Source organism: Croceicoccus sp. Ery15, from assembly GCF_020985305.1.
Classification (GTDB): domain Bacteria; phylum Pseudomonadota; class Alphaproteobacteria; order Sphingomonadales; family Sphingomonadaceae; genus Croceicoccus.
This window is the reverse complement of record NZ_CP087588.1, coordinates 1,351,636-1,366,060: the sequence shown is the minus strand read 5'-3', so window position 1 is coordinate 1,366,060 and position 14,425 is coordinate 1,351,636. Positions and strand designations below refer to the sequence as shown.

Here is a 14,425-nt window from a genome sequence, read left to right as displayed (position 1 = left end):
GAATTGACCGGCGCATCTGGACAGAATCGGGAACCGTTTCTATCGCGCGGCCATGGCTCATGAACCCTCAGCAAATTCGGGCGCGGCGGCGCGCATCGGCTCCGATTCCAGCGCGGACACGATCCTGATCGTCGATTTTGGCAGTCAGGTAACGCAACTGATCGCGCGCCGCGTGCGCGAGGCGGGCGTCTATTCCGAAATCGCGCCGTTCACCATGGCGGAAGAGGCGTTCAAGCGGATGAAGCCGCGCGGGATCATCCTGTCGGGCAGCCCCGCCAGCGTGCCCGACGAGAACAGCCCCCGCGCGCCGCAAATGCTGTTCGAGGCGGGGGTGCCGATTCTGGGCATCTGTTACGGCCAGCAGGTCATGACGCATCAGCTGGGCGGAGAAGTCCGTCCGGGGCACGAAACCGGCGAGGGCGGCGAATTCGGCCGCGCGTTCCTGACCGTGACCGAGAAATGCGCGCTGTTCGACGGGCTGTGGCAATCGGGCGAACGTCATCAGGTCTGGATGAGCCATGGCGACAAGGTGACCAAATTCGCACCCGGCTTCGAAATCGTGGCCACCAGCGACGGCGCACCCTTTGCCGTGATCGCGGACGAAAAGCGCCGCTTTTACGGAACGCAATTCCATCCCGAAGTCGTGCACACGCCCGATGGCGGAAAGCTGATCGCCAATTTCGTGCGCCATGTCTGCGGCTGTGCGGGCGACTGGACCATGGCGCAGTTCCGCGAGGTGAAGATCGCCGAAATCCGCGAGCAGGTCGGCGACGCCAAAGTCATTTGCGGGTTGTCGGGCGGTGTCGACAGCGCGGTGGCCGCCGTTCTGATCCACGAGGCCATCGGCGACCAGCTGACCTGTGTTTTCGTCGATCACGGGCTGATGCGCATGGGCGAGGCGGATCAGGTCGTTTCGCTGTTTCGCGGCCATTACAATATCCCGCTGGTCCACGTGGACGCGACGACGCTGTTTATGAAGGGGCTTGAGGGCGTCTCCGACCCTGAAGCCAAGCGCAAGTTCATCGGCAAGACCTTTATCGACGTGTTCGAGGACGAGGCCAACAAGATCGGCGGCGCCGACTTCCTTGCGCAGGGCACGCTTTATCCTGACGTGATCGAAAGCGTTTCGTTTACCGGCGGGCCGTCGGTGACGATCAAGAGCCACCATAATGTCGGCGGCCTGCCCGAGCGCATGAACATGGATCTGGTCGAACCCTTGCGCGAATTGTTCAAGGACGAAGTACGCGAACTGGGCCGCGAACTGGGCCTGCCCGATATTTTCGTGGGCCGCCATCCGTTCCCCGGACCCGGTCTTGCCATCCGCATTCCGGGCGAAGTCAGCCGCGAAAAGGCAGACATCTTGCGCAAGGCCGATGCGATCTATCTCGAAGAAATCCGCAACGCCGGCCTGTATGACGCGATCTGGCAGGCCTTCGCCGTTCTTTTGCCGGTCAAGACCGTGGGTGTGATGGGGGATTATCGCACCTATGACTTCGTCTGCGCCCTGCGCGCGGTGACCAGCACCGATGGCATGACAGCCGACGTCTATCCCTTTGATGGCGCATTCCTTGCCCAATGCGCGACGCGCATCGTGAACGAGGTGAAGGGCATCAACCGCGTGGTCTATGACTACACGTCGAAGCCGCCGGGGACCATCGAGTGGGAATAATCCCGCGAGCGAATTGCGGTTCTTGAAAGTGCATCACGCGTCTTTGCGGCGCGTGCATTAAACCGGTTCCCTCAAGCGCCGGAACAAGATAACATTCCCTCCGTTCCCCGGAAAGGGTGAACAGGCATAGCATGTCGCCCGTATAACAGGCCGCCACGCGACTGGCGGTTTTTTGGGAGTGTCCGGTGAACGCCATGACCGACGATTGCAAACCGCGAGACCTCAACCTGTCGCTTCAGGCCTTTTGGCTGGAGTGGTGGATGATGCCGATCACCATGACCGCGCAATTGATGGGCATGGGCCGGACCGAGGTCGACGACGACCCCGAGATCGACCGCGAGTGCGAGGATTGCCAGCTTCCGGTGCCCAATTCGCACCAGAAGGATATGGATCACGATCTGTTCGCCTGATCTTTGGCCAGTCATCTTCGGCCGGTCATCTTCTGCCAGTCGCCGGCATTTGATGCCGGACCGGTAAAATTGTCCATATCGCCTGCTCGCGCTGGACGGGGGGCGTGATAGTCCCTATCTTGTCGCACGCATGAAACGGCTCCTCGCCCTCTTTGCCCTTGTGCTCGGCATGACCAGTCTGGTCGCGCCCGCCCATGCGCGCATGGTGGTCAGTGCCGAATGCAGCGAATCGGCGGGGCAGCAGGCTGCGCCCTCGATCCGCGTGGAACGGCACTGCGAATGCAGCGTGTCCGCACGGCAGAAACAGCGCGACCGCGAACTGGGCAAGCCCTTTGCACGCAGCTATCGCACGATCATCGTGCCCACCGTCATGCTGGTGGACCGACCGCTAGAGTGAGATTGCGAACTGTCGCCGGCCATTGGCTGCGCGGCTTTTTTTTGTTTCGGGGCCGCGTGCCATACGCACCGCGCCGTCAAACCCAGAACTTCAGGCCCTGAACGAAGGGTCACGCCATTCTTCCACGAACCGCATCATAGAGGGGAACGCCCATGTTCGGCGGCCTTGCCAAAAATATTTTCGGGTCCTCCAACGACCGTTACGTCAAATCGATCGAAAAGATCGTCGCGAAGATCAACGCGCTAGAGCCCGATTACGAGGCTTTGTCGGACGAGCAATTGCAGGGCGCGACCGTGACGTTCCGCGAACGGCTGGCCGAGGGCGAAACGCTGGACGATATCCTGCCGCAAGCCTTCGCCGTCGTGCGCGAGGCATCGAAGCGCGTGTTCGGCATGCGCCATTTCGACGTGCAGATGGTGGGCGGTATCGTCCTCCATCGCGGCGAAATCGCCGAAATGCGCACGGGTGAGGGCAAGACGCTGGTGGCCACGCTGGCGGTTTACCTGAACGCGCTGGAGGGCAAGGGCGTCCATGTCGTGACCGTCAACGACTATCTTGCCCGCCGCGATGCCGAAACGATGGGCAAGCTTTATAATTTCCTGGGGCTGACCGTGGGTGTGATCGTGCCCAATTTGCACGAAACCCAGCGGCGCGAGGCCTATAATTCGGACATCACCTACTCGACCAATAACGAGCTGGGCTTCGACTATCTGCGCGACAATATGAAACATTCGCGCGACCAGCAGGTGCATCGCCCGTTCAATTTCGCGATCGTCGACGAGGTAGACTCGATCCTGATCGACGAAGCACGGACCCCGCTGATCATCTCGGGCCCGACCGAGGACAAGTCCGAGCTTTACGTTGCCATCGACGCCATTGTGAAAACGATGGATGAAGAGGATTACGAAAAGGACGAGAAGACCAAGAATATCGGCTGGACCGAGGACGGGATCGAGAAGGTCGAACAGAAGCTGATCGCGGCGGGCTTGCTGGAAACCGAAAACCTCTACGATTTCGAAAATACGCAGGTCGTCCATCACCTCGATCAGGCATTGCGCGCGAACATGATGTTCAAGCGCGACACCGATTACATCGTGAAGGACGACAAGGTCGTCATCATCGACGAGTTCACGGGCCGCATGATGGATGGCCGCCGCTGGTCGAACGGCCTGCATCAGGCGGTTGAGGCCAAGGAAGGCGTGAAGATCGAGCCCGAGAACCAGACCATGGCCTCGATCACTTTCCAGAACTATTTCCGCATGTATCCCAAGCTTGCGGGCATGACCGGCACCGCCGCTACCGAGGCGCCAGAGTTCTTCGACATCTACAAGCTGAACGTGGTCGAGATTCCGACCAACCTGCCGGTCGCGCGCATCGACGAGGAAGACCAGTTCTATAAGACGACGCTGGAAAAATTCGCCGCCATTGCCAAGGCGATCAAGGAAAAGAACGAGATCGGGCAGCCGGTTCTGGTCGGCACGGTGTCGATCGAGAAATCCGAGCTTTTGTCGGACTTCCTGACCAAGGAAGGGGTCCGGCACTCCGTCCTCAACGCGCGCATGCACGAACAGGAAGCCCATATCGTGGCGCAGGCGGGCCGCATCGGCGCGGTGACCATTGCGACCAATATGGCGGGCCGCGGCACCGACATCCAGCTGGGCGGCAATCTGGAATTCCGCACAGAGGATGAATTGCGCGACATGCCCGAAGGGCCCGAGCGCGATGCCGCCGTCGCGAAGATCAAGGACGAGATCGCCGCCGAACGCCAGCGCGTGCTGGAGGCTGGCGGCCTGTTCGTGCTGGGCACCGAACGCCACGAATCGCGCCGCATCGACAACCAGTTGCGCGGCCGTTCGGGCCGTCAGGGCGATCCGGGCCTGTCGCGGTTCTACCTGTGCCTCGAAGACGATCTGCTGCGTATTTTCGGGCCCGACACGCTTTTTTCCAAGATGATGAACGCCAATCTGCAGGACGGCGAGGCGATCGGCAGCAAATGGCTGTCGAAAGCCATCGAAACCGCGCAGAAAAAGGTCGAGGCGCGCAATTACGATATCCGTAAGCAGGTCGTCGAATACGACAATGTGATGAACGACCAGCGCAAGGTGATTTACGAACAGCGTTCGGAAATCATGGACAGCGAAACGGTGGACGATGTTGTGCTCGACATGCGCAGCGACACGGTCAACTGGCTGGTGGGAGAAGCGTGCCCGCCGGGGTCCTATCCAGAGCAATGGAATGTCGAGGGGCTGAAGGAGCGTTTCGCGGACATCACCGGCGAGGATGCGCCGATCGAGGCGTGGCTGGATGAAGACGGCATCGATCCCGAGGACATCGAACAGCGTCTTGCCGCGCAGGCCGATGCGAAGATGGACGCCAAGATTGCCAGCGTTGACCCGTCGATCTGGCGGCAAGTCGAAAAATCGGTGCTGCTCGACCGGCTGGATTTCCACTGGAAGGAACATCTCGCCACGCTCGACGCGCTGCGGCAGGTGGTGGGGCTGCGCGCCTATGCGCAAAAGCAGCCGATCAACGAGTACAAGCAGGAAGCATTCGCGCTGTTCGAACGCATGCTGGAAGCGATCCGCGAGGATGTGACCCGCATATTGATGACGACCAATCTTCGTATGGCCGCGCCCGAACCGGCGCCGCTGCCCGAACTGCCCGAATTCCTGACCAATCCGGGTGCGATGCTGCCCGAAGCCGATCAGGGCGCGGGGCTGATGACGGGCCATGTCGATCCGCTGACCGGCACCGACAACAGCAATGACGGCGACGGTTCGCTGGGACGCGAGGCGCTGTTCGGCGCGCTGGCGGGTTCGACCTTTGCACAGGTCGGCCCCGGCGGGTCGGAGCGGGAGAATCCCTATGCGGGGATGGACATCAACCGCAATTCGCCGTGCCCCTGCGGTTCGGGCAACAAATATAAGCATTGCCACGGCGCGATCAGCTGATCTTCAGCCGTCACCGGCAATAATTCGGGCCTTCGGACAGGTTTTTTCGCTGTCCGAAGGCCTGTTTTCGTTCATTGTTACGATCGCCGCGAAAGCGTCACGAATGCGTCACATCATTGCGCCAACCCGTCCCCGCAACCGGGGGACTGTCGCATCGTGGACCAAGTTTACATCTATCTGACCGACCCGTACGCAGAGGCGATGGAGCCTTTCGCGCATGACGAGATGCGCTTCGTTTTCGAACGGCTGGAAGCAAGCGGCCCGCGCCGCCTGCTCGACGGGCCGATCTGGGCCTTTGTCGATTGGGTCATGGACGATCTGTCGGGGCTTGAAATGTGCCGCCGCCTGCGCGCCGACGAACGCACGCGCGATGCCCATGTCACCATGGTATTGGAACGCGACGACATCGAAGACCGCCGCCGCGCGCTGAGCGCGGGGGCCGACGATTACATGGTCGGTCCGCTGGACCGCAATGCGGTGCTTGATCGCGTATTGGCAGTTCAGGCGCGCAGCCGCCATCGCCATGCGACGCAATTGTTGCAGGCAGGCGATCTTGCCATCGATCTGATGGCGTTACAGGCGCGTTGGGGACAGACGCCGGTCACGCTGCGACCCAATGAATTTCGCCTGCTGCGCTTTTTCGCCGAGAATCCGAATCGCGTGCTGACAAGGCACGAGTTGATCGAGGGGCTGGGCAAGCTGGAGCCGCCGATCGACGAACGCACGGTCGATGTCTGGATCGGACGACTGCGCCGCGCGCTGAAAGCGGCGGGCGCAGGCAATCCGCTGCGAACGGTTCGCTCGCTCGGCTATGTGCTCGACATCGGCTAGGGTCGCTTACGGCTTCAGGCCATAGCGGGCGTAATCCTCGGCAATGCCGGGCCATGTGTCTGCGACATAGTCGATGATCGCATCGCCGCCATCCTCACCCAGTCGGCGCTGCGCAAAGCCCAGAATATAGCGCGTGCGATAGGCATCGGGCGCTGTGGCCAAGGCGGCTTCGGCATCGGCCTTGGCCTTTGCAGGATCGCCCATGGTCAGCCATGCCAGCGCCCTGCTGTCGAGCACCGATGCCGGATTGCCGGCCTGTTCGACTGCCTTGTCGCACATCTCGATCATGTTGTCCTTGCCCACGTGGAAGCGGGCGCGATACCAGCACGCATTGTTCATGTGGTATCCCTTGCCGGGCTGCTCCTCGATCAGGGCATCCAGCATCGCCATGCCTTCGTCGGCGCGGTCGGCATAGGCGAGCACTTCGGACCGGACATAGACAAATGCTTCGTGGTCGTCGCCGTAGTCGTCGTAATCGTCGAGCAGTTCGAGCGCCTCTTCAGTCTCTCCCATGCGCGCCAGCTGACCGGCGAGAATACGGGCGTTATAGCCGGTGGGGTCGAATTCGAATGCCTTGCGGAAGTCGGCGAGGGCATCCTTGCCGCGCCCCAGATTGCGGCGGGTAAAGCCCCGGCTGCGGTAATTGTCGGCACCGGGATCGATGGCGATGGCGGCGTCCATATCCTCCAGCGACAGGGCAAGGCGGCCTGTCAGCTGCCGGAACAGGGCACGGTTGGTATAGCTGCGTGCATCCTCGTCATCGCGTTCGATCGCTTTGGCATAGGCATCCTCGTACGGGGCAAGCCGCTTTGCCAGATCGGGCTGCGCATATTGCCATGCACGCGGCGCGTCGGCGGGCGAGAGCAGGAAGGGCGCTGCATTGCTGGCGCGCGCCGCCTGCGTGCGGGCACGGCCGATCTCGGCAGAAGGCATCTCGCCGCCGGTGCTTTCCAGCCGTTCGTGCGCCACCAGCCGGTCGCCGGCCAGTTCGACATGGCGGATCACCCGCTCTCCGCTGTAACCGATGTCGAGATCGGGGCGCCCGCGCAGGACGAAGCCTTCTCCCTGTTCGGGTAGCAGAATGGTGACATCCGCTTCGACCAGACCCGGATAACCCAGTTCGACCGGAATATCGCGCCACGCAGCCCGCGCGCGGTCGGCGTTGAATTCATATCCGGCGGCGGGCAGCATATCGAAGTCGTGCCGCTTGCGGGCGCCTTCGGTATGCCATGGCGTGGTCATCAGCCCCGTAATGGTAAAGCTGACCGTGCCCGCTTCGTCATCGGTTTCGACATCCCCGTCGACCAGCGTGAGCGCGCCCAGCGGGCTGCTTCCGGCAAAGTTTTCCAGCAGTTTGTCGCGTTGTTCCTCGCTCATTTGTCCAACGCCTGCGGCCAGATTGCTGGCGCTGGCACCCGAAAGGCGGGTGGTAACGGTGGCCAGCGTCGGGATATCGACGCCGCCGCGCTGGTCGAGCACGACCGTCATGGTCATGTCGGCCTGTGCCGGCACGCGCGGTTCGACCGGTTGCAGGCCGGTGCCGTCGGCGCGGATGGGCAGCGCAAAGCGATAGGGCGGCGTATTGGCGATATTGCCGATCCGCGTTCCGGTCATCGTGCCATCGAGCCAGTATGGCGTTCCGTCGATATCGGCGCGCACGATCACATGATCGAAAGCCGCAGGCATCGGCACCATTTCTGGCGCGGCATCGCTGTATTGCGTGTTCACAAGGACCGGTTCGGCATCGATGCCCAGATCGTGCAGCAGCGCCAGCAGCAACACCGATTTCGCCTTGCAATCGCCAAAGCGCAGTTCCCACGTCCTCGCCGGAGCCTGCGGGGTGTAATTGCCGCCCGACATGCCGTTCATCAAATAGCCGATGCGTTCCTGCACCAGCCGAGTGGCCATCGCGGCGCGTTCCAGCGGGTCATCGGTGGCACCGGCAATGCGCGCGACTTCTTTGGCCAGCGGGCTGCCCGGTTCGATGGAGCCGGTCATGTCGTACAGCGGGGCGAAGACCGCAGAGACCTGCTCCCAACTTTGGAACGTGCCTGCCTGAACGATCTGGGGCCGCGTATAGCGGCTGGGCGCGTCGTCAGGCAATTCGTCCCGCTCGTCCAGCGGCAGGTCAAAGCGGATATAGCGGTAACCCTTGCGCGTTTCCTCTTGCGGCTGCGGCAAGTCGGGGCCGGCCTTCCAGCTTATCGCCTCGTCCGCGGGCCAGGATACGACATTGCGTGCGAAACCTGCTTCGGCCGGCTTGGCGAAGAGAAAGGAATTGAGCTGCGCGCCGCCAGCCAGCGTTTCGTCATGAATAGTCTGGCTGAATACGATATTCAGCACATCGCCGATGCGCAGGCCCGGCACGGCCATGGTTGCCGTTAACATGCCGTCCAGCGTGCGGCTTTCCAGCTGCATCTCGCGCCGCAGGACGGTGTATTTCTCTCCGCCTGCCAGCACGTCGACAATTTCGTCCCCGCGCAGGATGCGTACGGCGTGGATCGTCAGATCGCCCTTTTCGGGCATCCATGTCGCCGTGCTGGTGCCTGCCTGAGTCAGCGCCTCGGCACTGTCAAGCTTGATCGCGCGGTCGATATAGACGGTGACGGTTCCGCCCTCGATCCTTTGCTGCACGTCGTAACGCGCGATCGCGGTTTTGGCGTCGGTATCGATCAGATCGGTCGCAAGGGCATCCACCCAGTCGGGCGCGGGGCCATAGACGACCTCCTCTCCCGCAAGGGCGGGCGTTGCCGCCAGCATGACAGGTGCAAGCAGCAGCGCGGTTGCAAAACGCATCAGGAAATTTCCCCCTATTCAGTCCCCTGGGCCTGTTAGTGCCAAGTGAAACCTGTTTAGGCAAAGACTTCTTTAGGCTTGGGAAATTCCGTATCCCGATGTGTCAGGGAAGGGGCGCCGATCGTGGGTGGTGCATGCAAAAAAGAGGCCCGGTTCCGCTGGGAAACCGGGCCGGCAGGTGCAGAAAATACCGTGGATCAGAATTCCATCGAAGCACCCAGCGAGAATGAGGCGCCACGCTTGTAGCTGTTGACCTCGATCCGGTTGGTGCCGTTGTCCTGATATTCCAGATGGTCGCGGGCAAAAATATTGCGCGCCTGGAAATTCAGTTCGACGTTCTGGCCCAGGAAGCTGGCTTCGGTACGGGCTACGAAATCCACGGTCAGGCCGGGATCCTCGACGATCGGGGGCTGCTGCGGGCCATAGCCGATCACACGCTCGCTGGCATAGTTCAGCAGGATGGTGAACTGCTGAAGCACGTCCATGTCTTCCAGCCCGAACTGCAGGTTGGCGACATGCTCGGACTGACCGGTCATGGCGTCGCCCGTGTCGAAATAGCTGTCGATGGTAACCGGGCTGCCAGGGAAGGGTGCCGTGGTCGCACCGTCAAAGCCGGACAGTTCGGATTTCGAATAGGTGTAGTTCGCGATCAGCATCAACTGCTTCGTTTCGAACCAGCCGCCGACGTCGAACAGCTCATAGCTATATTGCGCTTCCAGTTCGGCGCCATACAGCTTGGCCTTGGGCACGTTGATAAAGCTGGTGATGCGCCCGCCGCCCGAGGTGATGTTGGTCACCGCCTCGATCGGATTGTCGATTTCCTTGTAGAAGCCCGCCACGCTCAGCCGGTCGCCGCCACCCAGATAATATTCGCCGCGCGCTTCCGCATTGAACAGCTCGCTATCGGTCAGGAACGGGTTGCCGCGAAACTGGCGGTTGTTTTCGGGATCGTAATAGGTCTGCTCGATCAGCTCGCGGAACTGCGGGCGACCGATGGTCTTCGATGCAGACAGGCGCAGCTGCAGATCGTCGCTCGCTTCCCAGGTCAGCGTCGCGGCGGGGAGGAAGTAATCCTTCTCGATATTGGTGACGGCGGCTGTCGGGTCGATGTCGCTGAACACCGGCGCCAAAGCCACGTTCTGCTTGCCGCTTTCATAGCGTACGCCGACATCGACCGTCATCGTGTCCAGCGGCAGCCAGCGCAGCTGGCCATAGCCCGCATGCACTTCCAACGCGGCGTTGAAGGCGGGATTTTCCGAAGGCTCAACCAGCCCGACGTTAAAGCCCGCCAGCGTCGCGCCGTTCACGATGTCGCCCGGACGACGCAGGCCGACGGCGGTCAGCACTTCGTTCGTCAGGCCATAATCGACCATATTGGGATCGACGCTCATCTGCAGCTGGAATTCGCGGCGTTCGGAATAGCGGTCCGTGTCCGAATAGGCATAGCCGACCGTCGAGACGAGGTTCGGCAGGATTTCATAGCTGGCGTCGATGCCGCCGAACCAGAGCTCTTCCTGCAAATCCTCGAACACCGAGGTGATCGGGTCGACGTTCTGGATCTGGTTGCCGGTGACATTGGCGACGTAATAATCGCCGGTCGGGGTGTCCAGATTGGTGCGGACATAGTTGAAGGTCAGATTATACGGTGCCTCGCGGTCGGTGCGGGCATAGCCGCCGCGCACATCGACCGACAGCGGCCCGAATTCGAACTCGCCCACGATCTGGCTGTCGATCAGCTGGCGTTCGTACCATGCCGTGTTCTGCGTGACGACGTCATATTCGTCTTCGTACTGGAACGAATTGGCAAGGCTGGCCTGCTTGCGCGTGTCGCGGATATACAGGTTGGTCCAGCGGATGGTGTGCTCGCCGAAATCCATGCCGATGCCCACCAGCGCGTTGAACAACATGCGCTGGTCGGTGATGAAGTTTTCGGAATCGTCGCGCAGTTCCAGATCGGTGTTGCCGGTCTGCGAAACGACCAGACGGTTACGCCAGCTGTTTTTCAGGCCTGCGGTGGCGATCACGCCCAGAACCGCGTCGGAACCGACGTCAAACGATGTGCCCGCCGTGGCCGAAGCCGACCAGTTCGGGGGCAGATTGCCGATTTTCTGCACAGTGGCCAGATTGGTCGGCCAGATCTGCGCGGCGATCCCTTCCTGTGTGGCGATATCGGTATTTTCGATCCGCTCGCCGCTGTCGATAAAGGCCTCGAGGTTCGAAGGACGATCGCGGTTACCGTTGTCGAAACCGGTCCAGTCGATGTCGGACCCGAAATAGGACAGGCCGTCGCGGCCCGTGGTGCGCGTATCGCCGCCACCGCTGACCGAAATGGTGAAGAAGCTTTCCTCGGGCACGGCGCGGGTGGTGAGGTTGATCACACCGCCGCCGAATTCGCCGGGGAAGTTGGGCGAATAGGTCTTTTGCACCAGCGAGGATGCAATGACATTCGTCGGAAAAATGTCGAGCGGAACGACGCGGCTCAGCGGTTCGGGGCTGGGCAGGGGCAAGCCGTTCAGCATGGCGAGCGAATAACGGTCACCCAGGCCGCGCACGTAAACGCGGCCGTCGCCGACAACCGACAGGCCGGTCACGCGGTTGAGCGCGCCCGCGATGTCGCCTTCGCCGGTGCGGGCGATCTGTTCGGCGGACAGCACGTTGACGACCTGCGTCGACGAACGGGTCACGTCGCGAATACGCCGGCCGGTGACGATGATGTCGCCGCCGGGCACCGAGATATCGGGCTCGGAATAATCGTCCTCGGTCTGCTCGTCGCTATCGGCCAGAACCTCGGCGCCGGGGCCCAGTGCATCCTCGGCCTGCTGGATCTCGGCAGCTTCGGTGCTGGGATCATCGCCCGGGGGTACGCCGATTACGTCCTGCGCGAAACCGGTGGCGGGAAAGGAAAGCGCGGTGGAAAGCAGGAGTACGCCTGCAAGGCGCTTGCCGGTCGACATGGCTTTGAAACCCCCTCAATGGATCAGTCGGGTCGGGCCCCGTGGGCCCGTCAAAATCGCAAAACGAAAAGGGGGAGGGCGGATGCCGGCACTCGTCCGGTCAAACGCGCCCTCCCCGATTACGCTATCAGGAATAAACCGGCAGTTCGGTGCACAGGCCGGTGTTATTGCCAAAGGTGAGGGTGGCGCTGTCGCAGGTCCAGCCCTCGTACCAGGTGTCGGTCGCGTCCTCGACGGCGCCGACATAAACGGTCGCATCGAAGAAGCTCGACAGGGCGGTCGGGTCGAATGCGGTCACGCCCGCCTCTCCGGTGCCGTTGATGAACGAGCCGGTGAGGGTGATGGCGAAAGCCGAGTCGTTATTGTCGCCGGCGTCGAAAGCGGCTTCGACTTCGGCATTGGTGACGCCCGACGAACCGCGGAACGGCTGGGTCGTGCCGCAATCTGCGACCACCGATTCAAAGGTCGGGTTCTGGGCCAGAGTAACCGCTTCGTCGAGGCGGATGCAGGTCTTGTCGCCGTCGATGTCCATAACCGTGTTGACCAGGCCGAACTGCGCACCGCCGCGCAGTCGCAGCGCCTGTGCACTGGCCGAGCTGCGCGAGATGAAGGTCGCATTTGCGATCTGCAGATTGGTGCGCGGCAGGGCGCCGGTGGTGTAATCGTCATCGGGCGAGTCCAGCTCGATGATGTTGTCGCCGGCGCTCGTGCGCTGGGCCACGATCACATATTGCAGGTTCGCCTGCGCGCCGGTGTCGACGTCGAGCGAGTCGTCCGAAGCGCCCACGACCACAACGTTCTTCATGTTGACTTCGCCGCCGAAGAACTCGGTGCCGTCGTCCGAGCTGTTGAAGCTCATCCAGTGGTCGATGGTGGTGCCCGAGCCGGTGCCGCCGGTGGTCAGCGACTGCAGTTCCGAACCGCCTTCCAGCGTGAAGCCCGAATAACGGATCTGGAAATATTGCATGGTGCCCGAGCTGTCGCCGGGCGTGTTGCCGCCGAACAGCGTGGTCACGGCAGCGCCTTCAAGCTCCTGCTCGCAATTGGCCTGGTTGGCCTTGTTCGGAACGCCGTCGCGGCAATCCGAAACCGGTGCGCGGCCGAGCAGCACGACGCCGCCCCACTGCGCGTCCGAATTGTCGGTCGCAAGGCCCAGCACGTTGTCACGGCTGGTGAAGATGATCGGCATGTCCTCGCTGCCGACGGCGTCGATCTGGTTGCCGCGGTTGACGACCAGATACGAACGGCCGGTCGCGCCATACAGGATCGCGCCGGGTTCGATCGACAGGGTCACGTCGCTGTCCGCGCCGGTGTCGGTCGCGCCGCCATCGGTGCCCACGTCAACGCGGCCGTTGATCGCATAGAGCAGGCCTTCGATGTAAGGCAGGTTGTCACTCTCGTCGAAAGTCGCGGGCAGCGTGCAGATGCGATATTCGCCCGCGTCGCCGGTGATCGTTCCCGAATCGGTCAGACCGCCCGTCGAATTGATGGTCGGGCAACCGGTTGCCGGCGTCACCGACGGGGTCGGGGTCGGCGTGGGAGTCGGCGTCGGCGTGGGAGTCGGCGTCGGGTTCGTGATGATGATGTCACCGCCCGTGCCGGGGGAGACGATTTGGTCGCCACCGCAGCCGGCAAGCGCCAGCATGCTGCAGCCAAGAATAAGCGAGCGGTGAATATTGGTCACGGCGGTTGGTCCCCTTGGTACCGAGAATCGAATTGCGTGCGATTTCGGATCGCGAGGCCCCGCTAGACCCGCCTTGTGACAGTTTCTTTGCAATCAAATGATCATCCGGCTGACATATTTGTCCAAAGCCGCGGAAATCAGCGGTTTCGCGCCTGCAAAAACTTTTATGGGGGTGCTTGCCGTGAATGTTTCAGAAAAATGACAATGTTACAGAAATGTTGCAGATCGGGGTGATCGGGCGCATGTTTTGCTCAACGAGACGGATAAGGAGAGTAAGATATGGCGATTGCTACGCTGCTTGCAGGCCTGCTTATGGCGGGGAGTGCCGCCAGCAATGCCGGAGCCGCCGACTATAAGGCGAATGCCGCGCCGCAGCCCGCTGTGGCCGACGAGATCGAGGTTGCCGCCATCATCGACAATGGCGATCCGGTGCAGCTTTTGAACCGCGGCGTCGAATATGCGCGGCAGGGCGATACGGATAAGGCACGGGCCATGTTCACGCGCGTGGCGGATAATCGCATGCGCTATCAGATGGAAACGGCGGACGGTTCATGGGCCGATTCGCGGGTGCTGGCGCGCAAGGCGCTGGGCATGCTGGATCGCGGCGAGTTCACCGGATCGCGGATGGCCAAGGCCGACTGATTTCGCGACTCGGCAAAACGATTGCCACGCAGGGTGTGGTCTGGCCGTCCCCCTTTGCCAGACCGCACCCTTTTTTATGTGTGCGATCATA

At 61.9% G+C, this 14,425-nt stretch carries 9 protein-coding genes; 6 read left to right on the top strand and 3 right to left on the bottom strand.

The genetic code is table 11. The features are described from left to right. The first annotated feature begins 52 nt into the window (after positions 1-52). The 5 genes from guaA (at position 53) to LOZ77_RS06675 (ending at position 6,258) form a co-directional block, all read left to right on the top strand. Positions 53-1,669, top strand: a complete 1,617-nt coding sequence (guaA, locus tag LOZ77_RS06695; protein ID WP_230281398.1) for a glutamine-hydrolyzing GMP synthase — start codon at positions 53-55, stop codon at positions 1,667-1,669. A gap of 185 nt (positions 1,670-1,854) precedes the next feature. Further along, a complete protein-coding gene (locus LOZ77_RS06690) occupies positions 1,855-2,079 on the top strand; it encodes a hypothetical protein (RefSeq protein ID WP_230281397.1) in 225 nt (74 codons plus the stop codon). A gap of 130 nt (positions 2,080-2,209) precedes the next feature. Next, positions 2,210-2,476: a hypothetical protein gene (locus LOZ77_RS06685; RefSeq protein ID WP_230281396.1), complete on the top strand. Its 267-nt coding sequence runs from the start codon at positions 2,210-2,212 to the stop codon at positions 2,474-2,476. Positions 2,477-2,628: 152 nt separating this feature from the next. Next, positions 2,629-5,427 (top strand): preprotein translocase subunit SecA, encoded by a 2,799-nt coding sequence (gene secA / locus LOZ77_RS06680; protein ID WP_230281395.1) that lies wholly within the window; start codon positions 2,629-2,631, stop codon positions 5,425-5,427. Between the two features lie 156 nt (positions 5,428-5,583). Next, a complete protein-coding gene (locus LOZ77_RS06675; protein ID WP_230281394.1) occupies positions 5,584-6,258 on the top strand; it encodes a response regulator transcription factor in 675 nt (224 codons plus the stop codon). 6 nt (positions 6,259-6,264) lie between these two features. Here LOZ77_RS06675 and LOZ77_RS06670 read toward each other — a convergent pair whose 3' ends face one another. The 3 genes from LOZ77_RS06670 to LOZ77_RS06660 all read right to left on the bottom strand — a co-directional run bounded on the left by LOZ77_RS06670 (position 6,265) and on the right by LOZ77_RS06660 (position 13,692). Continuing rightward, positions 6,265-9,054: a DUF3857 domain-containing protein gene (locus LOZ77_RS06670; protein ID WP_230281393.1), complete on the bottom strand. Its 2,790-nt coding sequence runs from the start codon at positions 9,052-9,054 to the stop codon at positions 6,265-6,267. A 197-nt stretch (positions 9,055-9,251) separates the two neighbouring features. Beyond that, positions 9,252-12,008: a TonB-dependent receptor domain-containing protein gene (locus LOZ77_RS06665; protein WP_230281392.1), complete on the bottom strand. Its 2,757-nt coding sequence runs from the start codon at positions 12,006-12,008 to the stop codon at positions 9,252-9,254. 127 nt (positions 12,009-12,135) lie between these two features. Continuing rightward, the gene (locus LOZ77_RS06660) at positions 12,136-13,692 is read right to left on the bottom strand and encodes a hypothetical protein (RefSeq protein WP_230281391.1); all 1,557 of its coding nucleotides are present in this window, start codon (positions 13,690-13,692) and stop codon (positions 12,136-12,138) included. Between the two features lie 279 nt (positions 13,693-13,971). Here LOZ77_RS06660 and LOZ77_RS06655 point away from each other — a divergent pair, with 279 nt between their 5' ends. Beyond that, positions 13,972-14,334: a hypothetical protein gene (locus tag LOZ77_RS06655; protein ID WP_230281390.1), complete on the top strand. Its 363-nt coding sequence runs from the start codon at positions 13,972-13,974 to the stop codon at positions 14,332-14,334. The last annotated feature ends 91 nt before the right edge of the window (positions 14,335-14,425 follow it).